This window comes from Pedobacter gandavensis, from assembly GCF_014172405.1.
Lineage (GTDB): Bacteria > Bacteroidota > Bacteroidia > Sphingobacteriales > Sphingobacteriaceae > Pedobacter > Pedobacter gandavensis.
In genome coordinates this window covers 239,419-261,080 of the sequence record NZ_WNXC01000007.1, presented here as the reverse complement: position 1 = coordinate 261,080, position 21,662 = coordinate 239,419, and the positions used below count along the sequence as shown (strand labels likewise).

At 40.6% G+C, this 21,662-nt stretch carries 17 protein-coding genes; 9 read left to right on the top strand and 8 right to left on the bottom strand.

Annotation, left to right across the window (positions count from 1 at the left end):
- The first annotated feature begins 102 nt into the window (after nucleotides 1-102).
- Both GM920_RS18360 and GM920_RS18355 read left to right on the top strand, forming a co-directional pair.
- Nucleotides 103-1,839, top strand: coding sequence for an ABC transporter ATP-binding protein (locus tag GM920_RS18360; RefSeq protein WP_182960169.1), 1,737 nt, complete (start codon nucleotides 103-105; stop codon nucleotides 1,837-1,839).
- A complete protein-coding gene (locus tag GM920_RS18355) occupies nucleotides 1,823-3,580 on the top strand; it encodes an ABC transporter ATP-binding protein (protein WP_182960167.1) in 1,758 nt (585 codons plus the stop codon). Before GM920_RS18360 ends, GM920_RS18355 begins: the two co-directional genes overlap by 17 nt.
- 70 nt (nucleotides 3,581-3,650) lie before the next feature.
- Here GM920_RS18355 and GM920_RS18350 read toward each other — a convergent pair whose 3' ends face one another.
- On the bottom strand, nucleotides 3,651-4,118 hold the full coding sequence (locus GM920_RS18350; protein WP_182960166.1) for a DUF2059 domain-containing protein: 468 nt from the start codon (nucleotides 4,116-4,118) through the stop codon (nucleotides 3,651-3,653).
- 121 nt (nucleotides 4,119-4,239) lie between these two features.
- Here GM920_RS18350 and GM920_RS18345 point away from each other — a divergent pair, with 121 nt between their 5' ends.
- The gene (locus GM920_RS18345; protein WP_317171566.1) at nucleotides 4,240-5,538 is read left to right on the top strand and encodes a DEAD/DEAH box helicase; all 1,299 of its coding nucleotides are present in this window, start codon (nucleotides 4,240-4,242) and stop codon (nucleotides 5,536-5,538) included.
- A 90-nt stretch (nucleotides 5,539-5,628) separates the two neighbouring features.
- Here the strand turns inward: GM920_RS18345 and mazG are convergent, their stop codons facing one another.
- The 7 genes from mazG to GM920_RS18310 form a co-directional block, all read right to left on the bottom strand.
- A complete protein-coding gene (gene mazG, locus GM920_RS18340; RefSeq protein WP_182960164.1) occupies nucleotides 5,629-6,435 on the bottom strand; it encodes a nucleoside triphosphate pyrophosphohydrolase in 807 nt (268 codons plus the stop codon).
- 11 nt (nucleotides 6,436-6,446) lie between these two features.
- The gene (locus GM920_RS18335; RefSeq protein ID WP_182960162.1) at nucleotides 6,447-6,743 is read right to left on the bottom strand and encodes a hypothetical protein; all 297 of its coding nucleotides are present in this window, start codon (nucleotides 6,741-6,743) and stop codon (nucleotides 6,447-6,449) included.
- A gap of 24 nt (nucleotides 6,744-6,767) precedes the next feature.
- The gene (locus GM920_RS18330; protein WP_182960160.1) at nucleotides 6,768-7,883 is read right to left on the bottom strand and encodes an AI-2E family transporter; all 1,116 of its coding nucleotides are present in this window, start codon (nucleotides 7,881-7,883) and stop codon (nucleotides 6,768-6,770) included.
- A gap of 123 nt (nucleotides 7,884-8,006) precedes the next feature.
- Nucleotides 8,007-8,957 (bottom strand): aldo/keto reductase, encoded by a 951-nt coding sequence (locus GM920_RS18325; protein ID WP_182960158.1) that lies wholly within the window; start codon nucleotides 8,955-8,957, stop codon nucleotides 8,007-8,009.
- A gap of 126 nt (nucleotides 8,958-9,083) precedes the next feature.
- The gene (gene mnmD / locus GM920_RS18320) at nucleotides 9,084-9,746 is read right to left on the bottom strand and encodes a tRNA (5-methylaminomethyl-2-thiouridine)(34)-methyltransferase MnmD (protein WP_182960156.1); all 663 of its coding nucleotides are present in this window, start codon (nucleotides 9,744-9,746) and stop codon (nucleotides 9,084-9,086) included.
- A 102-nt stretch (nucleotides 9,747-9,848) separates the two neighbouring features.
- The gene (locus tag GM920_RS18315; RefSeq protein ID WP_182960154.1) at nucleotides 9,849-11,882 is read right to left on the bottom strand and encodes a M13 family metallopeptidase; all 2,034 of its coding nucleotides are present in this window, start codon (nucleotides 11,880-11,882) and stop codon (nucleotides 9,849-9,851) included.
- Between the two features lie 276 nt (nucleotides 11,883-12,158).
- Nucleotides 12,159-13,052, bottom strand: coding sequence for a DMT family transporter (locus GM920_RS18310; protein WP_202986145.1), 894 nt, complete (start codon nucleotides 13,050-13,052; stop codon nucleotides 12,159-12,161).
- A gap of 207 nt (nucleotides 13,053-13,259) precedes the next feature.
- Between GM920_RS18310 and GM920_RS18305 the strand changes: the two genes are divergently transcribed.
- The 6 genes from GM920_RS18305 (at nucleotide 13,260) to GM920_RS18280 (ending at nucleotide 21,598) form a co-directional block, all read left to right on the top strand.
- Nucleotides 13,260-13,802 carry an RNA polymerase sigma factor gene (locus tag GM920_RS18305; RefSeq protein WP_182960152.1) on the top strand — a complete coding sequence of 181 codons (543 nt, stop codon included), beginning with the start codon at nucleotides 13,260-13,262 and terminating at the stop codon, nucleotides 13,800-13,802.
- A gap of 198 nt (nucleotides 13,803-14,000) precedes the next feature.
- A complete protein-coding gene (locus tag GM920_RS18300) occupies nucleotides 14,001-14,156 on the top strand; it encodes a hypothetical protein (RefSeq protein WP_182960150.1) in 156 nt (51 codons plus the stop codon).
- Between the two features lie 43 nt (nucleotides 14,157-14,199).
- The gene (locus GM920_RS24010) at nucleotides 14,200-15,105 is read left to right on the top strand and encodes a glycoside hydrolase (RefSeq protein ID WP_235964577.1); all 906 of its coding nucleotides are present in this window, start codon (nucleotides 14,200-14,202) and stop codon (nucleotides 15,103-15,105) included.
- A gap of 163 nt (nucleotides 15,106-15,268) precedes the next feature.
- Nucleotides 15,269-16,186, top strand: a complete 918-nt coding sequence (locus GM920_RS18290) for a FecR family protein (protein ID WP_182960148.1) — start codon at nucleotides 15,269-15,271, stop codon at nucleotides 16,184-16,186.
- Nucleotides 16,187-16,323: 137 nt separating this feature from the next.
- A complete protein-coding gene (locus GM920_RS18285; RefSeq protein ID WP_202986144.1) occupies nucleotides 16,324-19,782 on the top strand; it encodes a TonB-dependent receptor in 3,459 nt (1,152 codons plus the stop codon).
- Nucleotides 19,783-19,795: 13 nt separating this feature from the next.
- Entirely contained in the window at nucleotides 19,796-21,598 is a 1,803-nt protein-coding gene (locus GM920_RS18280; RefSeq protein WP_182960146.1) for a RagB/SusD family nutrient uptake outer membrane protein, read from the top strand.
- Nucleotides 21,599-21,662: the final 64 nt, after the last annotated feature.

Sequence of the window (21,662 nt, the reverse complement as noted above, 5' to 3'; positions counted from 1 at the left end):
GAACAGGTTTGTTAACTTGTTTTAATGTACAGTACATTTGTATACTGTAAAAATATAGCGTTATGAGGTTATCTAAACCTTGTAAATAGAGAAAATTGAAATATGAAAGCAACAGTAAAAGAGAAAAAATCTAGTGTTTTTAGTCTGCTGAAGCCTTATCGTGGAATGATCTATTTATTGATCTTCCTGGCATTGCTGAGTAATGGGGTCAACTTACTGTTGCCTAAATTGATTGCCAATGGCATAGATGCTTATACCGCCGGTCATTTCCTGATTAAGCCAGTATTGATTGAGTTTTCTGGGGCGATTTTGCTGATCTTCATCTTTACTTATTTGCAGAGTGTGGTGCAGACCTATGCTTCGGAACGGGTGGCCAGAGATCTTAGAAGGCAGCTTTCCGATCAGATTTCTCGTCAGAGCCATGCTTATATAGAACAGGCAAATCCTTCAAAATTATTAACCAATTTAACGGCCGACGTAGATGCGATCAAGTCTTTTGTATCGCAGGCGATCGTTTCTATAGCCTCTTCAATATTCCTGATTGTCGGTGCAAGTATTTTGTTGCTGGGCTTAAACTGGCGACTGGCTTTAGCCGTAATTTCTATTGTGCCGATCATTGGAACAGCTTTTTACCTGGTGCTCAGTAAGGTAAAGCCTTTGTTCAAAAAGAGTAGAGAGGTGATTGATTGGCTCAATAAAGTGATCAATGAAAGTATTTTGGGCGCCGCATTGATTCGCGTAATCAATTCCCAACAATTGGAATACAGTAAATTTTTATCTGCCAATGCACAGGCAAGAGACCTTGGATTGGCGATTTTGAAATTGTTTGCGGGCTTAATCCCGCTGATTATTTTTGTGGCCAATCTGGCGGGTCTAACTATTCTTGCTCTCGGTGGTCATTTTGTAATCCAGGGCACGATGTCTCTGGGAGAGTTTGCCGCCTTTAACAGCTACCTGAGTTTACTGATTTTTCCAATTTTGGTGATCGGTTTCATGAGTAACGTGATTGCTCAGGCCACAACTTCGTATAAACGGATTGAGGGCGTATTGAATATCAAAGAAAGTCCGGCAGAAGGGAAAATTACCCAACTGTTACAAGGCGCGATTGAATTAAAAGACGTTTCTGTCTCTTATGGGCAGAAACCAGCATTAAAAAATGTCTCTTTCAGCCTGGAAGCTGGCTCTAAGACCGCCATTATCGGTCCCACAGCAGCAGGGAAGTCTCAATTACTATATATCCTTACCGGATTGATTCCCCCAGACACAGGGGAAGTGCGTTTCGATGGTCATGATATTAAGGAGTATAATCCTGAAGCTTTTCATCAGCAGGTCGGTTTTGTATTCCAGGACAGCATCATCTTTAACATGAGTATCCGTGAAAATATTGCGTTTAGTGATACGGTAACGGATCAATCTTTAGAAAAAGCGATTGCAACTGCTGAATTGCAGGATTTTATAACGGGATTACCAGAGCAGCTGAATACGATCGTTTCTGAAAGAGGTTCTAACCTTTCCGGCGGACAAAAGCAGCGCATCATGTTGGCAAGGGCATTGGCCGTAAATCCTAAGGTCTTGTTATTAGATGATTTTACCTCTCGCGTAGATCACCATACCGAAAAGAGAATATTAGAAAACGTGCAACAGAATTATCCTGGCATCACTTTATTATCTGTGACGCAGAAGATTGCCGCAGTAGCACATTATGATAAAGTGATTGTATTGATGCAAGGCGAGATCGTAGCACAAGGTAAACATGAGGATCTGCTGAAAACCAGTCCGGAATACGTTCAAATTTTTAACTCACAACAGAGTACAAGCAATTATGAATTACAATCTTAACCAGAATAGTGGCCAGGAAGAAAAACAGTCGACTTTTCAGGCTTTAAAAAAACTAATTCAATTAATTTCTGAAGAAAAGAGAAACCTGTGGATTGCCTCGGGAATTATTCTCTTGAATTCTTGTTTGCTGTTGACGGGGCCATTATTGATCGGACATACCATTGATGCTTATATCCGGACCAAAGATTATCATGGCGTTCTGGTTTTTAGCGGGATTATACTGTCGATGTATTTGCTGGCTTTCTTTACGGGGTATTTTCAGACAAAATTGATGGGTGGCGTGGGGCAACGCATGTTGTACACGCTTAGGAATGCGGTTTTCAATAAGCTTCAGGAGCTTCCTGTAGCCTTTTTTAATGAGAATAAAGCAGGAGATCTGATTTCCAGAGTGAACAACGACACCGATAAGATTAACCAGTTTTTCTCCCAGTCGCTGATGCAGTTTATTGGCAGTATTGTGACGATGACAGGTGCCGGTATTTTCTTATTGATGATCAATTTTGAGCTGGGGGCTGCGGCATTGGTTCCTGCAGTGTTGATTTTGATTTTCACTGCGCTGGTTTCCCCTTGGGTGAAAAGGAGAAATGCTTCCAACCTGAAAAGTGTTGGTGGGATGAGTGCAGAGATTCAGGAAAGTCTGAATAACTTCAAGGTGATCATCGCCTTTAATAGAAGAGATTATTTCCGAAAGAGATTTGATGAAGCGAACCGCCATAATTATAAAACTGCGATTGGTGCCGGCTTAGCAAATAATATTTTAATGCCAGTCTATGGTTTATTCTCGAGTATGGCGCAGTTGATCGTCCTGCTGTTTGGTATTTACCTGATTTCTCAAGGGCAGTTTAGTATCGGACTCCTGGTGAGTTATTTTTCTTATGCCACTAATTTCTACAATCCTTTAAGACAGCTGGCCGCCTTGTGGGCAAATTTCCAGGTAGCGATGGCGGGATGGGATAGGATCTCACAGATTTTATCCATGAAAAACGACCTGCAACAGCTGGAAGGAAATACTTTAACCTCTACTGCTTTGCTGGAGTTTAAACATGTCCATTTTTCTTATACCGCAGGAAAGGAGATTTTGCATGACATCAGCTTTAGCCTGGAAAAAGGGAAAACTTATGCACTGATTGGTCCTACAGGAGGTGGTAAAACAACTACAGCATCCCTGATCGCACGTTTATACGATGCTACAGAAGGGACTGTTTTACTGAGTGGAAAGGATATACGCGCTTATAGTCATGAGGAACGTGCAGCTAAGATTGGTTTTATTCTACAAGAACCGTTTTTGTTTACCGGGACAGTGAGGGATAATATTTTATATGGCAATAGTAAGTATAAAGATTATACCAACGCACAGTTAGAAGAGGTGATCAGGGAGGCTAATCTGGATGCTTTACTGGCCATTTTTGAAGATGGACTGGATACAGCCGTTACCTCTGGCTCTGATAACATTAGTTTGGGGCAAAAACAGCTGATTGCTTTTATGAGGGCGGTATTAAGGAATCCAGAATTACTGATTCTGGATGAGGCGACTGCTAATATTGATACCATTACTGAACAGTTACTGAGTGCTATTCTTAAAAAATTACCTAAAGAAACCACCCTGGTGATTATTGCACACCGTTTAAATACGATTGAGAATGCCGATGAGATTTTCTTTGTGAACTCTGGTGAGGTGACTCGTGCAGGTACACTTGATCATGCGATGGATCTTTTACTGAAAGGTAAGCGTAAAAGCTAAACGGGCATTTCTGCCCGTTTTTTCTGTTAAACGATCAAGATTGATCAGCCGCTCAATTGGGAATTTAGTACTAATACCCTTTTTCCTGCATTTTTTTTGCCAGTTGTTCGCCTAATTTCATTCCCCATTGTTGTCCTGCCTCCATGGAATCACGCAAGATAAAAGGAGTTTTCTCTGCAAACTTTTTTCCGGTTGGTGTGCTGTAGAATTTGGTAATATCTTTCAATTCCTTTTCAGTAATGTGTTTTTCATAGATTGGAAGCAATAGGTCAAATAGGTCTTCCTGTGCAGATTTGCTAAAAGTTTCTTCAAATTCTAGCCAAAAAGATTCAGGAACGTTGCTCTTTTGAGTTTTCAGCATTTTTATGGTTTGCGCAATCGCTACTTTGTAGGATTCCGTGGATCCCGAAACATTCATCATTTCTTTTAAACTTGCTTTATAGGAATTGTTATCCTGTCCAAAAGAAAACATCGTAGTACTGATTAGTAGTGCAAGTACAAGGAGTGGTTTTTTTATCGTATTTATGTTGTTTTTCATCCTTCAAATTAAAGGCTATTATCTGATATTTCTACTATTATGTTTCCTGAATTATAAAAGGCTACAGACCTCAATTAAATATTACGTAAATTTGCAGAATAATAATATTAATAGAGAAACTGTGTCATTAGAGAAATTAAAACTAAGCAAGCAACTGGTAACGTCAATGACTGATGCCGGATATATATCTGCGAAAGAGATTCAGGCAAAAACAATGTCAAGAATTCTTGGCGGACAGGATATCATCGCTGTTGGTCCTGAAGGTTCAGGTAAAACTACGAACTATGTGCTTGGGGTTCTAATGCGCCTGAAATACAGCACAGATGAAGCGCCAAAAGTGCTGATCCTTGTTCCTTCTAAGGAAAAGGTATTAGAGGTGATTGAAGAATTTGAGAAGCTAAATAAAAATAAAAACCTCCGTATTATGGGTTTATACGGAAACGGAGGAACTGAGCAGGATGTACTGGATCTGGTAGATGGTGTGGATATCGTGGTGGCTTTGCCAACAAGAGCACGTGCGATTTATCTGAAACTAGGTTTAAATCTGAGCAAGCTGCAAATGTTCATCGTAGATGATGCAGAAGTGATTGTGAAACAAGGGATGCAACTTCCGGTATGTGAGTTGGCAAGAAGCGCTGGTAAATGTCAACACCTGATCTTTACCACTGTTGTTCATGAAAAATTGAACAATATGATCGATCAGTTCCTACATTTCCCAACTACTTTGGAAGTGGAAGACCTTGGTGAGAGCGAGGCAAATACGCATGAATTGATTTTATATCCAGTTCCTAATCATAAAACCAAAGTGAATTTACTCAATATGTTGTTGAGAGATGATGAGGTGTTTGATAAGGTAGTCGTTTTTGTAAATACACGTTTAACTGCACAAAAACTAGGTAAAACTCTGCATTCTGCAAAACCAGGAGAGGTTTCTGTCTTGAATCCTTTGTTTTTTGATGAGGATGGATTCGATCATATCGAAGATTTTAAGGAAATTCCTGAAGCCAGAATATTAATCGTTGCCAATGAAGGTTCAGGTAGCCTTGACCTTTCTGGTATCCCTTTTATCTTCCATTTTGAAGTTCCTGAGCAAAAGGAAACTTTCTTAAGCAGAGTGCTTAAAACTGGAGACGAAGATGTAGTCGCCATTACTTTTGCTACAGATATGGAATTGGTAGAAGTGAAAAAGATAGAGCAATCTGTCGGTAAAAAGCTAACAGTTATGGATTTACCAGAAGGATTGGTGATTGATAAAGTAGCAAAAACCGGTGGTATCGATAAAAGTAGAATTGTTAAAGAGAAGAATGTGAGCCCGGCTGGTGGTGGCGCTTTCCATGACAAGAAAGAGAGTAATACAAAAGATTATAATTATGGTATCGGCCAGAAGGCTAAGATGACCATGAAAAAGAAACACGGCTAATCCGATTGCCTGTTACCATGAAAAAAGCCCTGAGCTCAAATTTGATTTGAACTCAGGGCTTTTTCATTTATGGAAAAGATAAAAATAGCGTTAAACCTTTTTGGCTTCATTCCAATAGACATCCATTTCAGCAAGGGTCATATCTTGTAAAGCTTTGCCGTTTTCTTTCGCTTTACTTTCCAAATATTGGAACCTCTTGATGAATTTTTTATTGGTCTTTTCCAGTGCATTTTCTGGATTGATATTGATGAAACGGGCATAATTGATCAGTGAGAATAGCAGATCTCCAAATTCTTCTTCCGCCTTTTCTACATCTATCGCCTCATGGTCTTTGGTATTGTATTCGTCTTTAAACTCCTGAAGTTCTTCTTCTACTTTCTCCCAAACCTGAGTTTTATCGTCCCAGTCGAAACCTACACCTCTGGCTTTTTCCTGAATTCTACTGGCTTTAACCAGGGAAGGCAAGCCTGCTGGAACACCTGCCAACACAGATTTATTGCCTTCTTTTAGTTTGATTTGTTCCCAATTGCGTTTCACATCGTGTTCATCTTTGACCTCCACATCACCATAAATGTGTGGGTGACGGTTGATGAGTTTATCACAAACGCTATTCAAGACATCAACAATGGTAAAATCGTTGGTTTCAGAAGCAATTCTAGCATAAAATACCAGGTGCATCATCACATCACCAAGTTCTTTTTTCACTTCTTCCAGATCTCCTTCAAGTATGGCGTCCGACAATTCGTAGGTTTCCTCTATGGTTAAATGGCGAAGGGTTTCCATGGTTTGTTTTTTATCCCATGGGCAGTCGGTACGAAGCGTATCTAATACAGTTAATAATCTCTGAAATGCGGTTGCTGGATCTGCAGCGGTTAATGGGGCGATATGATTGGGCATTGTGTTGTGTTTTATTGAATGACGTTAAAGGTAATCATCATTGTGGTTAAAAAAAGAACCAGCAAGCCAGATAAGAAGATAATGTCCGCCACTTTTTCCAGGCGCTGACTGTTACCCAATGGTTTTCCCATAGAGATAAAAGAAAGGATACAGCTGGTCATAAACAGGAGAATGGCCAATGCGGTGGTCTCGTCAATCAAGGTAACGTCCTGCATTTTGGATACCTTAATGGAGGTCAGTACAATAAAGCAAAGTCCTAAAAGATTGGCAGAGGTATTTAAAATATGCGGTGAACGGTTCTCTTTCATAAGCTCGGATCCTACACTATAGATTTATTCTTGTTCTTCTAATTTGATGTTCTTGCTGAGGCGGTAAACCTTTCTTTTCTTTTCCGGTTTCTCATCGCCACCAAGTAGAATTCCCCATGGTTTTAGCGAGTCTATACGATCAAATATGATCTTCAACATCGCCAGGTAGGGGATACATAAAAACATACCCGAAATACCCCAGACCATTTCTCCGATTACGATGCCAATAAAAGCGAACAAGGCATTGATTTTCACTTTAGAGCCAACCACTAATGGCATCAAGATATTCCCGTCTAAAGTATGAACTGCAATAAAGGCGATGATGACCAGCAGTACTTTCGCTGCACCAGCAGTGGCAAAGGTGATCAGGATACTGATTACTAATGCTGTAAATATTCCAATGTAGGGGATGATGTTAAAAATCCCGGTAATTAAGCCCAGTAGAACCGCATATTTTACGCCCAACACCCAAAGGACCAACATCATTAAGCTGGTTACAATGAACATTTGAAGGAATAATCCAGTGATGTATTTCTTGATGATGTATTGAATTTGTCTTACAATCTCACTCACTTTTTCCGTGTGTTGTTCTTCAAATACAGAGGTCAAAAAGCTGAACAAGACCTTTCTGTAATTGAGTAGGAAAAAAGTAAACAGCAGCAGGAAAAATAAGAACAATAAAGAGGTGGAGAGGGTGAGCAAGGTTGTGCCAACCACTACAGCGCTGGTAGATAATGCTTTCGAAGCACCCTCTTTTACAAATTCTATTTGTTTTTGGGCATTCACGCCAAAGTTAGCGGAAATCCAGTGTTGGAGCTCATGGAAAGAGGTTTCCCCTTGTTGTTTCAATAAAGGCCAGTCTTGCCAAAGATCCGTCAGTTGGTTGATCAGAAAAAACAGAATACTGCTGATCACGGCAATCATCAGGACAACCGAAATGATGGAAGCCATACTCCTTTTCAGTCGGCATTTCTGCTCTAGAAAATTAGCCATAGGTAAGAGTAAAATGGCTAATAAAAATGACGTAAGTAAGGGTGCAAGTAAGGTTTGTCCTAAAATGGCCAAATATCCTAAAGAAATAATAGAGAACAAGACTATCGCTAATTTTGCATTAAATGGTTGAGTGCTGGTGTTCTTCATGTTCTATAGCTGTTCTTTAGATGCGTAATTTAGTAATTTACACATAAAGACAAACGCCTTGCCAAATTTTCTTTAGCAAGGCGTTTACAGTGATGTCTTATTATTTTTACAAGTATCCAGGCGTTATTTCCAGCTACTTGCTTCGTCCAGAATTGCGATATCTTCTGTGTTTAATTTTAACAGCGCAGCTTTTTTAAGGTCTTCTAATTGCGAAAGGTTCGTCACACTGGCAATTGGTGCCGTTATAGAGGGACGGGAAATCAACCAGGCCAAAGATACACTTGCCGGCGTAGCATTGTATTGCTCGGATACTTCATCTAATGCTTTCAGTATTTTAAAACCACGGTCGTTCATGTATTTTTGAATGCCGCCACCACGCTGACTTTTATTTAAGTCGGCCGCTGAGCGATATTTACCAGTTAAAAAACCACTAGCTAGCGCATAGTAATTGATTACACCAAGTTTATAATCTATCGCTACCTGCTCCAGCTCTTTTTCATATGCTTCCCTGGCATACAAATTATATTCCGGTTGGAAAGTCTGGTATTTAGGGAGACTTAATTTCTGAGCAGTTTCCATAGCTTCTTTTAAGCGTGCTGCGGAGTAGTTTGAAGCCCCAATCCAACGGATTTTTCCTGCCTTGATCAGCTCATCATAAGCTTCCAGGGTTTCAGCGATAGGTGTATTTGGATCGTCGTAATGACTCTGGTAAAGGTCTATGTAATCTGTTTTTAGCCTTTTCAGGGAAGCATCTACGCCTTCCAGGATGGTCTTTTTAGATAAAGATTTCCCGGCGCCCATATCTGCACCTACTTTAGTGGCAATGATGACTTCATTACGGTTTTTTCGCTGCTCCATCCAGTTACCGATAATGGTTTCAGATTCTCCACCAGCGTTCCCTGGATTCCATCTGGAATACACATCTGCAGTATCTATGAAGTTGAAACCGGCTTCGGTAAAGCCATCTAATATCTCAAATGATTTAGCTTCGTCAATGGTCCAGCCAAAAACATTCCCACCAAAAGTGACGGGGTATACAAATAAATCGGAGTTGCCTAATTTTCTTTTTTCCATTACCAGCTATCTGTTGTTATCATTGTTCGTTGAATGCCCTTAAGTATTTTAAGGGTGTATCTATTTAACAATAAAAAAGAATGAATTGTTGTATTCTCTACCATTAGCAATGGAAAATGACATGATTTACAACTTCGTTCCTCGTAGCATTTCCCTTTTTCCAGGTGCACCAGGCAGCTTTTCAATGGTAAAACCATTACTTTTTAAGGCACGTTTTAATTTTCCGGTGATGGCATAGGTAACGAATGTTCCACCGGGTTTTAGGAAACTACAGGTATGGGCAATGATTTCATCTGACCACATTTCCGGTTGATGTTGTACGGAAAAGGCATCATAGTAAACCAAGTCGAACGTAGCCGGGCTTTGATATTGATCTAGTGTAATGTGCGGGATAGATAACTCCTGACCAGGTAAAAGGGTTACCGGTGCTTTTAATGCATTTAAATAATTGTTTTCTAAACTGTTCCAAATGTTTTCTGGAACATATTGCTGATAACCAGTAGATTTTAAGGCTTCCATTTCTAATGGAAAGGCTTCTAATCCGGTGTATTTAACCTCCAGATTTTGTGCTACGGCATATTCCAATGTCATTAAGAAGTTGAGACCTGTACCAAATCCGATTTCCAGAATGGAGATTTCGCGTTGGTTTGCAGCTACATGTTTTAATCCAGCTTCAATAAAAACATGTTTACTTTCTTGTAAAGCACCATGTTTAGAATGGTAATGTTCGCCAATCGTTTCGTTAAATAAGGTGTTGGAGCCGTCGGCAGTTAGCGTGATGATGTTCATTTTTTATAGTAAGCCATAAGTTTACAGCTGAGCCGCAAGATAACAAAAAAGCGCGGCCTTCCTTAAATAGGAGACCGCGCTTTACTTTAAATGCAGTTTGGATTACCACATCCTGATTCTGTCTTCTGGTTTTTTGTATAATTTATCACCAGGTTTCACATCAAAAGCTTTATACCAGGCATCCATATTTACCGGAGCGCCGATTGTTCTAAATGGACCAGGAGCGTGTGGGTCTGTTTTGATCAGCTGTGCTGCGGTTTCATCCAGGATATTTCCTCTCCACACCTGAGCCCAGGATAAGAAGAAGCGTTGATCAGGCGTAAAACCATCAATTTTATCTTCCGACTGCCCTTGTTTTGTCATTTTGAACGCAGTATATGCCGCATTTAAACCACCAAGGTCACCGATGTTTTCTCCCATAGTTAGTTTCCCGATCACGTGAATGGTATCAAGAACGGTGTATGCGTCAAACTGCTCGCCCAGGGCTTTCGTTTTTGCTTCAAATTTAGCCTTGTCTTCCGGACTCCACCAGTTGCGTAAGTTTCCGTCTTTGTCATACTGACTTCCGGAATCATCAAATCCATGGGACATTTCGTGACCGATAACGGCACCGATACCACCATAATTTACTGCATCATCAGCATTAGGATCGAAGAAAGGAAACTGAAGAATCCCGGCAGGGAACACAATCTCGTTCATTGTTGGACTGTAATACGCGTTTACAGTAGGAGGAGTCATGCCGAAACGGGTACGATCTACTGGTTTACCCAACTGGGTAACCATTTCATTGTATCCCCATGCACCAGCATTGCGTAAGTTTTGGAAATAAGTAGTCCGGGTAATGGTTAGGCCTTCATAGTTTTTCCATTTGTCTGGGTAGCCGATTTTAGGAACAAAAGCATTTAATTTTTCCAGTGCTTTTCCTTTAGTATCATTGCTCATCCAGTCCAGATTATTAATTCTGATCTCAAATGCTTTTCTAAGGTTTGAAATTAGTTCTGTCATGCGGACTTTAGCATCTGGCTTGAAATATTTTGCCACATACAATTGTCCCAGCAATTCACCAATGGTACCATCGGTAAGTTGCGACATGCGTTGCCATCTTGGGGTCTGTATTTTCTGGCCAGTCTGTGCTTGTGTAAAGGCAAAGGAGGCATTTACAAAAGGACTGCTCAGGTTAGAAGCGGATGATTTTAGTACATTCCACTCCAGGTAAGTTTTCCAATCGGCCACAGGAACAGTTTTTAATAAACCATCCAGGCTGACAAAGAATTTTGGAGAAGAAACCAAAATGGTATCCTGACCTGTCACCTTAAATTTAGGAAGCATCGTTGCCCAGTTCAGTTGAGGTGTGGTTTTACTAAAGGCGGCAACTGTAAATTTATTATAAGTTTTATGTGGGTCACGCATTTCCACTCTTGCCATTTGCGCTTCTGCCAGTTGTTTTTCAATGGCCATTACGGTAGCAGCTTTTTTCTTTGCTTCCGCAGGACTGTTACCGGTTAGGGTAAACAAAGTGGTCATGTACTTATCGTAAGCTTCTCTGATTTTTACACTTCTGCTGTCGTCTTTCAAATAATAATCACGGTCAGGTAAGGAAGTTCCTCCCTGCCCAAGTTGCGCCATATATTTGTTGACGTTCTTTCTGTCTTGTCCAACATAAAAACTGAACATTGGTGAAGCCAGACCAGTGGTTCTCAGGTAAGCAGCATGGTCAAGAATTCCTTGAAGGTCTTTGATTTGCTTGATCTTTTCCAGGTCAGCTTTAATCGGTGTATAGCCTAATTTTTCAATCGTCACACTGTCCATCGCTGCAGCATAAAAATCGCCAACGCGTCTTTTTACAGAACCAGCAGGAGCGGATTTATCAGCCGCTGCGTTTTGCACCAATCCTTTTACAGCATTGATGTTGAAGTCGCGGAGCGCATTGAAGCTTCCCCATCGGGTTTCTTTAGCAGGAACAGGATTGTTTTTGATCCAGGTGCCGCTGGCATATTGATAGAAGTCATCACCTGGTTTAACGGTAAGATCCATATTTGCAGGATCAATAAATTTCATCTGCGATTGTGCATTTGCAGTGTAGCTGGCTGCCAGCATCCCCAATGCAGCAAAATAGCTTTTCAGTTTAGTAGTCATAAATTTAAGTTAGTAGAGAGCCAGATTTATCCCCTTATCCCTCAAAAGATGAATGTAGGAAATCGTTGGAAACAAACCATATATCTATTAAAAATATTACTTGTTGAACCAGTAATAGAGTTTGGTTAATCCTAGCCTTCTGAATATGACACCCGTAAATAGAACTATCTTTATCGCTTTCATTGCCTTGGGTTTTATATCTATTTAACATATTTTAACACAATTTATTGTGTGATACTATGAAAATTATGATATGAGAACCAGGGAGTTGTTTCTTTATTTGGCTTTTTTCATACGTTGTCGCTGGCCGATATACAGACCTAAGACCACGAGAAAGGTGCCACAAATGGTATACCAGGTGATGGGTTCATTCATTAGCCACCAGGCATAAGAAAAACCGAATAAAGGGCATAGAAACAGCCATAACGAGGCTTTTACGGTGTCAAGTTTCAATAGATAGAACCAGCAGATCAGCCCGATTACGGAAACAGCAAGACTCAGCCACAATACCGAATACCAAAAGGTGGCGTCGGGCCGGAAAGCGGGGATATCGCCAAAAATGGCGGTCACCGGGAGTAAGAAAAGCCCACCGAGGCTAACTTGCCATCCATTGATCAGCAGGTTTGGTAAAGTCCAGGTTACCCTGGCATAGTACACGCTGGCAAAAGAAACCACCACCATACTGAGCATGAGTAGTCCTATTCCCATTAAACTGGTACTTTGATTTCCTAATAATGGATAGGTGGCGAAAGCGATGCCGGCCATCCCAAGAATGATACTTAATATTTCTGCTGCGGAAGGTTTTCTACCCATCAGCCAGGATGAAAAAAGCACGATGAGTAGGGGATTGGTGGACACCGCCAGACTGCCGATCCCTGCTGCAGTGAATTTCATCGCATAGACATACAGTCCGAGGTACACGGCGGTATTGAGGAAGCCGAAAATGGCCAGCTGTTTCCATTCTGTAGCAGTAGGAAGGCGGTAAATTTTATCTTTACTGATGCCGTAACAATAGCCGAGCAGGACAATCCCTGCCAGGAAAAAACGAAGATTGGCCAGGATCAGTGGTGGTGCCGATCGTACGCCGAATTTAGTAGCTACAGAGGCAGATGCCCAAAGCATTGAAAATAATACTCCAATCCCAACCGTCTTTATTGTCCCTTTTGTCATTTGGTCTTAAACCTAAGAAATTTGCTGATTTTTTGGAAGCTTTAAATCTTAATAAAGCGATAAAAGGGGCTATTAACTGTTTTCCTGCACAAGAACTTAATGAAAACTTAACGGTTATGGTGCCTGCTCTCTTTTTCTATTCCTTTACTTTTGTAATTAAATTTATATATTGGATCACCAAATAAATCAACCTAAGAACCCTTTTTATTGAAACAGCTTACAGACTTGGCTTTGCTGGCCTTACTAAGAGAAGACAACGATGACGCGTTTAATGAGATTTATTCGCGTTATTGGGATGTTGTGTATGCGATTGCCTGTAAAAAACTGAATAATAGGGAAGAAGCAAAGGATGTCGTTCATGATTTATTTATGGTGATCTGGCTGAAACGCCACTCTTTAAAAATTACCACCACTTTTATTGGATTCATCTATACCATTTTAAAGAATAAGCTGACGGACCTCAATCGTAGGCAGACCTTACGCGTTAAGCACGATGTAGAATTTCTAAAGGTTACCGATGAGCTGGACCATTCTCTTTTTGAGCAATACACGACTAAGGAAATGGCTGGTCATTTGAGATTAGAAATCCAGAATATGCCCGCAGGAATGAGAAAGGTATTTCAAATGAGCAGAGAAGAAGAACTTTCTGTGAATGAGATTGCCGGAAGGCTTTCCATTTCTTCTCAAACGGTAAAAAATCAAATTACCAGCGCGCTGAAAAGATTGCGCATAAAATGCCAATTGTATTAAAATTGGATAAAATAGTATTTATTTCCAGTACTCCTTTTGTTTAAGTTAGTTATGTACTTAGTATACGACAAGACAACAAATAAAGCGCTTTAAAGGAGAGCTGTTTTCGGATGGTTTCCCAATTGATGTCAAATTAATTATTTAATTCAATGCAAGTCAATAATGACTTGTAATAACTGAACTCAAATTAAATGAATTATGAGGTGCAACAACCTACAATTGACTTTTCTGGCCATACTAACGCTCGCCATTGCCGGAGGCTGTAAAAAGAAACCGATTGATGATCTGGTTTCAGTATCTCAAAAACTAAAAGCGAATACTTTAGCAAAGCCAGGAAAGTGCCAAATGGTTTAATGGATGGAATTACAATACCAGCTCCAATGACTTCGCCAGGTATATGGCCGGATTCGCGAAATCTTATCAGAATGAAGGGGTGAATTTTTATGCAATATCTCCTTCCAATGAGCCAGAGAACGTGTTTTCTGACTGTGATGCTTCTTATTGGACTTCAGCACATCTGGGGCAATTTGTAACCAATAATTTAAGGCCTGCCTTAAACCAGCAAGGTTTAAATACCATGAAAATCCTTTCCTCAGAGAATGCGGCATGGGGTACTGCCAATACTTTTTTGGCTGGGATGGATAGAAGTAATGTGGATATTCTTGCCGGCCATGGTTATGTCGAAGTTGGAGAGTTGATCGGAGGAAAACGGGGTTTAAACCAGAATCCGGTAACCTGGAATTATGCCACAGGGAATAAGCCAGTTTGGATGACAGAGACTTCTGATGATAGTGGAAGTTATGACAATACCATGGTAGGCGGATTAAAATTGGCCACTAGTATGCATAAGTTTCTGGCAGAATGTAATGTCAATGCTTTTGTTTACTGGCTTGGTATGTTAGCCATTCGTAATAATGAATCGCTGATCTGTACCAATAGTGATGGCACCTTGGATTTTCCAAAAACTTACGATGTGATGGGGCAGTTTTCGCGGTATATCCAGGCTGGCTATTATAGGTTTGGTGCTAGCGTACAAAACAATTCCGTTCTAAAAGTTTCTGCTTATAAAGATCCGAATACTGGTAAATTCACATTGGTAGCCATTAATCCTGGCACAGATGCCATTAGCTGTACACTTCGTTTACAAGGCTTTTCTGCAGGAACATTGATGAATTATCAGACATCTGGAGGTAATAGTGCACATTGGCAACAAGGGAGTGCTTTAAGCCCGGGTACAGATGGTAGTTTTATTGTAACGGTACCAGGTCAGAGTGTAACCACATTTACCGGGCTTAAAAATTAAGTCCAGATTCCATTTGTTTTAACTTTTCTTTCTCCTGTTGATGATTTTGACATCAAACAGCGGAGGAATTTAACCTCCTGAAGTATGAATCTTCAGGAGGTTTTTTAAAAATATAAATTTCCCATAGTACCTCTGCTTACCTCGTTCGTTATGTATTTAGTATATGAACGAAAAAGAAAAAAACGAGCTGTATAAAAAATTCGGGATTCATGACCCTGCCGGTTTTTTTGTGGACGAACAAGAGAAAGAAAGCTTGAGTCAGGAAATTCTGGAACGCATCCATGCGACCAAACAAATCCAGCAAGGACAAGCTCAACGGAAAAGTCTCAAACTAAAAAGAAAAAAACAGCTGCTGACGATGGCCGCGGCTATTGGTTTCTTGTTGCTTTCAACAGGTATGTTGTTTTACCATTCCATGAGCGGCGACTACATCACCATTACGGTTGCAAAAGGCGAAACGAAGCAATTGGTGTTGCCAGATGGTTCTACAGTATGGCTAAATTCTGCCAGTACCTTTAAATATCCAAAGAAATTCGGGAAGAAAAGAATGGTCTATTTATTGGATGGTGAGGGCTTTTTTGATATTGTTCATGATGAGAAAGTTCCTTTTGTAGTAGAAGCTTCAGGAATTAAGACCAATGTATTGGGAACGTCTTTCGTAGTGAAGTCTTATCAGGCATTGTCTACCATGAGCGTCGCCGTAGTATCAGGGAAAGTTGCGGTAAGCGATGACCATCAGCAGACCAGTGTACTGTTGAAAAATGAAGAAGTGGTATACAATAAAGATCACCGGAAGCCGAAAGTCTTAAAAATTAAAGCCGCAGAGCGCAAGGCTTGGAATGATGGCAATGTGATCATGAATGCGGCCTATTTTGAAGATCTCGTCCTCGCTGTAGAAAATGCCTATCAGGTGAAAATCAAATATGATCATCAGAAATTTAAAAATTGTCAGAATAGCATTCACTTCAATACCAAGCAAAGCTTAACCGAGGTTTTAAACCTCATCAGAGAAATACAAGGAATTACTTACCAGATTAACGAAGAAAAGGAGGTGCTTATAACAGGGAGCGGATGTAATTAATCGTCATTAATATTAAAAAAGAAGATCAGTATCTGCGCGAACAGATACTGATCAGAATGTACAGCATTGGGAAACTCTTCGAAAAATTCTCCAGATGGCTGTGCTATGTTTCAACGAATTTTAAAACGAATAAAAATATGAAAAAAAACATTACTACACTAATTCTTAAGATGATGAGAGTAGGATTAATAGTGTTTGCCACATTGCTGACCTCCGCCGGAACCTTATTTGCGGAAACGGCCTTTAGTCAGCGGCTTAAAAATGTTAGGGTGAGTATTCACCTGAAGGGCGAATCTTTAGAAAAAGCAATAGAAAAAATCAGCAAGACCAGTAAGCTTGATTTTTCTTACAACAACAATGAACTGAGAAAGGTAAAAGGGATTGAAATGGAGGTTTCCGGCAAACCTCTAAATGAAGTGCTGTATCAACTGTTGAATGGCACTCCTTTCTCTTACCGGGAATCCGATAATAATGTCGTAATCTTTAGGAAACGTGATCAGGATGCCCTGCCTACTTTGTCCTGGATCAATGAAGCGATTTTAATCAAGGGGATGGTGACAGACGAAAAAGGAGCACCTATTCCAGGTGTTTCGGTTCGTGTGATGGGAACGCCGAAAGCTGCTACTACCGATGGAAATGGTAATTACCAGATTGAAGCAGGTTCGCCAGCAGATGTATTGGTATTTAGCTATGTTGGATTGAGCGAGCAAAAGGTGGTCATTGGTACCCGCAAACAGATCAATGTGGTTCTAAAAGATGACGACAAGTTCCTGAATGAAGTGGTGGTGGTAGGCTACGGTACGCAGAAAAAAGTAAACCTGAGTGGTGCTGTGGACGGTGTTTCCGGTAAGGAAATCGAAAACAGACCGATTACCAGTGTTGGTGCAGGTTTGCAAGGATTGATTCCCAACCTCAATATTACCATTTCCAGCGGACAAGTGAACAAAGCACCTAAGTTTAATATCCGTGGGTTTACCTCTTTAAATGGTGGTTCTCCCTATATTTTAGTGGATAATGTGCCTTTTACCAGTGAGGAATTACTGGCCTTAAATCCAGCAGATATCGAAAATGTAACGGTGTTGAAAGATGCCGCTTCGGCAGCGATTTATGGTGCAAGAGGTGCTTTTGGTGTGGTGCTCATTACCACGAAATCAGCCACAAGTTCAGATTTGAAGATTAATGCGAATACCTATTATGCAATCAGACAATTGGGAAAGGTACCAGATATCGTAACTGATCCTTTAACTGTAATGGAATATAAACATGACGCCGCTTATCCTTTGTATGACTTGTATCCGGAAAATATTCGGGACTATGCCAGAAAGCGTTCTGCGGATCCTAGTTTACCAGCAGTGATTGTTTCTCCATCTGATCCAAATGCATGGATGTATTATGGGACTACCAATTGGATGGACGAAGTCTATAAATCTTCTGCGCCAACTTATAATGCCAATTTGAACATCTCCAAAAAAGATGATAAACTGAGTTATTATTTGTCGACCGAGTATTTTAGAAACGAGGGGATGTTTAATTACGGTAATGATAAGTATGATCGTTACAACCTTCGCGCTAAAGCCGATTACAATTTGTCAAAATGGTTGACTGTAGGAACCAACACTTTCTTTATGACGAGTACTTATGATGAGCCTTCCTATAACGGAGAGGGGTTCTTTCATAATGTAAACAGACAGAGTTCTCTGGATGTGCCTACCAACCCAGATGGAAGCTGGACTTCTACCGGAGCCGCTTTACTGGGGAAAATGCAAAGTGGTGGCCGCAGATTAACCAGAACGAATAACTTCCAGACCACTTTTACCGCAAAAGCTTCCCTGGTTAAAGACATCTGGGATTTAAAAGCAGATGCAACGGTGCGGAAAATTGATACTACAGGAAGGTCTTTTGATATTGCAATTCCTTATAGAACAGGACCAAATTCCGCCATTAGTTATAGCGGTGATGTAGCCGGTTCTGCAACGAACTCGGAACGTCACCTCAGACAGAATATCTACAACATCTACACTGATTTCCATAAAACTTTCAACGAGAAACACTACCTGCAAGTGCTTGCCGGTTTTAACCAGGAAACGAGGAACTGGAGTTATGGTTATGTAAGTCGTGCAAATTTAATCAGTACGACCTTGCCTTCTCTAAACCTGGCTACCGGTGCAATTACTGCTGGAGAGCGGATGGAAGATTGGGCAGTTAGAGGTTGGTTCTATCGTTTCAACTATATTTTCGACAATAAATATATCTTGGAACTGAATGGTCGTTATGACGGTACTTCCCGCTTCCCTTCTGATGACAGATGGGGCTTCTTCCCTTCAGCTTCCGTAGCATGGGTGATTAGCAATGAAAATTTCTTTAAGCCAGTAGCAGAAAAACTGAAAATTAACCTGTTGAAATTCCGTGCCTCTTATGGTGCATTGGGTAACCAGGATGTAGGCGCTTATTATTATATCCCAACCATGAATGCCGGACAAATCGGACAGATTCTAGAAGGTAATAAGCCTACAGCCGTGTATCCTCCGGGAGCAGTGGCCAATAGTTTAACCTGGGAGCGGATTTCTACTTTGAACTTTGGTGGTGACATCAGCATGTTGAAAAACAGATTAGACTTAAGTTTTGATGCCTATACCAGGTATACGAAAGGAATGTTGACCCGAGGAAAGACACTTCCTGGACCTTTTGGTGTGTTAGAACCGAAGGTAAATGCCGCCGATTTGAAAACTAAAGGATGGGAATTGAGAATCGGGTGGAAAGATGGTTTTATGGTTAACAACAGTCAGTTGTACTATAATGTTGGTTTTAATATGGGAGATAGCCGTAGCTTTATCACCAAATTCGATAACCCAAATGGTTTAATCAATGACTATTATGTAGGAAAGGAAATTGGTGAAATCTGGGGCTTGGAAACAGAAGGTTTCTTCCAGTCGAAAGAAGAATTGGCCAGTCATGCCAACCAAACAGCTGTAGGTTCTGATGATGCCGGATACAAGTTTGACGTTGGTGATTTAAAGTTTAAAGACCTGAATAACGATGGAAAAATCGATAAAGGAAAAAACACTTTAGCTGACCATGGAGATCAGAAAATCATCGGAAATAGTGCTGCGAGATACCAGTATGGAATCGATCTTGGTGCTGGATGGAAAGGTTTTGATATTCGTGTTTTCTTCCAGGGAGTTGGTAAAAGAGATTGGTATCCAGGACCTAGTAACCATTATTTCTGGGGTGTTTATGCACAACCATGGACCAATGTTCAGGCACATAACCTGGATCGTTGGACGCCGGAAACGCCAAATGCTTATTTCCCACGTGTGAAAGCCTATATCGCTGAGGATGCAACAGAATTGGGAAATCCACAAACGAGATACCTTCAAGATGCTTCTTACCTGAGGTTGAAAAATCTTACCCTGGGTTATACACTTCCAAAATCTTTAACCAGCAAGATGAAGATGGATAAACTTAGAATTTACTTCAGTGCAGAAAACATTCTTGACGTGTCACACATTAAAGCCAGGTTGGACCCTGAAGGATTGGATGGAACAATCTATCCTTTCCAAAAGACCTATTCTGTTGGTTTAAACCTTAATTTTTAACGCAAGAAGCATCATGAAACTAAAAACAACATATATCCTTACATTAGGATTGATGACCATAGGGATGACGGCCTGCAAGAAAGATTTCCTGCAGAGGAACCCAAAAACTGAAATTACTGAAGGTGCATTTTTTCAATCACCAGCAGATCTGGAAACTTATAGCAATGGCTTTTATGGGCAGATTGGTCCCAGTTATTCTGATCTAAATTCGGACAATATCTCCAATTATAACGGAGATGGAGAGGTAGATGTATTGCTGAGAGGCGGGGTGTCAGCTTCCAATGCAAGTGGTTGGGGGAAATCTGATTGGGAAGCTTTAAGAAGAGTAAACTTTATGCTGGATCACATCGGACAGGTGAAAGGTGATCCAACTCAGATCAAACACTATGTAGGGATCGCTAAATTTTTCCGCGCTAATTTTTACTTTGAGAAAATCAAGAAATACAGTAATGTACCCTGGTATGGCCATGTCATGTCAGATAATGATCCGGATTTGTATAAAGGGCAGGATCCGAGAGCTTTGGTGGTAGATTCTGTATTGAGTGATCTGAATTATGCAGTAGCAAACATTAAAGATGATGCAAAGACAAATGCGGGTAGAACGAGAGTCACCAAATGGGCAGCCTTAGCCTTATTATCGCGCTTTGCTTTACATGAAGGTACTTTCAGAAAATATCATGATGAACTCGGATTGACCGCTGATTACCAGCGTTTCCTGAATGCAGCAGTTACAGCTTCAGATAAGATCATGAAAGATGGTGGTTTTGCTTTAGTGAATACTGGAAATGGTGCATTAGATTATAGATCCTTATTTTCAAGTCCTAGTCTGGCGAATAATAAGGAAATGATCATGTGGGCAGATTATAATAAAGAACTGGCGGTAGGAAATAATACCCATACGGTGCTGGATTATACCTGGTCATTGAGTAGAAGTTTGGCGGATACTTATCTGAAAAAAGATGGTACGCCTTTTACATCTACTCCGGGGTATAATACCAAAGTGTATACAGAGGTTTTCACAGATCGTGATCCAAGAATGACGGAAACCATTATTAATCCGGCTTTTAGAGGAGCGAGTACCATTGATGAGCCTTATAGAATCAAAGCTACCTTAGGTGGATACAATCAAATTAAGTTTTATCCTCGTGATCCTGCATTAAGACAAGGTTGGATGTTGAATTATACCGGCCTGCCAATTTTCAGATACGCGGAGATTTTGTTGATCAATGCGGAAGCTAAAGCGGAATTGGGGAATATCAATCAGGGAGATCTTGATCAGTCGATTAACTTATTACGGAACAGGGTACAGATGCCTGCGTTGCAGATGGGGGTCGTTTTAGATCCTGTTTTGGCCGCTACTTATCCAAATGCGAGTGGTGCGGTGTTGCTGGAAATACGTCGCGAAAGAAGGGTAGAAACCGCTTGTGAAGGTTTCCGTTTTAATGATTTAATGCGTTGGAAATCGGGTAATTTATTTCAGGATAGTCAGCAAGGGATGTATGTTCCTGCTTTGGGTGGTCTGGATGTGACCGGCGATGGTAAACCTGATATTGCGATTCTACCTTCTCCTGATGATGAATCTTCTATTGCCAATATTCCAGCTGCAGAAAGAGATAAGTTGTCTAAGTTTTACCTGAAAGATAAAACAGGAAAAGATCAGAATTTCTACTTAACCAATGGTACTTCAGGCTTTATCGCCTTTACCAGAGATAGAGATCAGCCAAGGAATTTTATTACACCTAAATATTATTACCGACCGATTCCTATTGGAGAAACTGTAGTTAATCCTCAGTTGAAACAGGTTTTTGGCTGGTAAGCTAACAAAGAAAAAATCAATTTGCCTTAATTTAATGCCCTCTTCAGCAGCAGGTTTAATTACC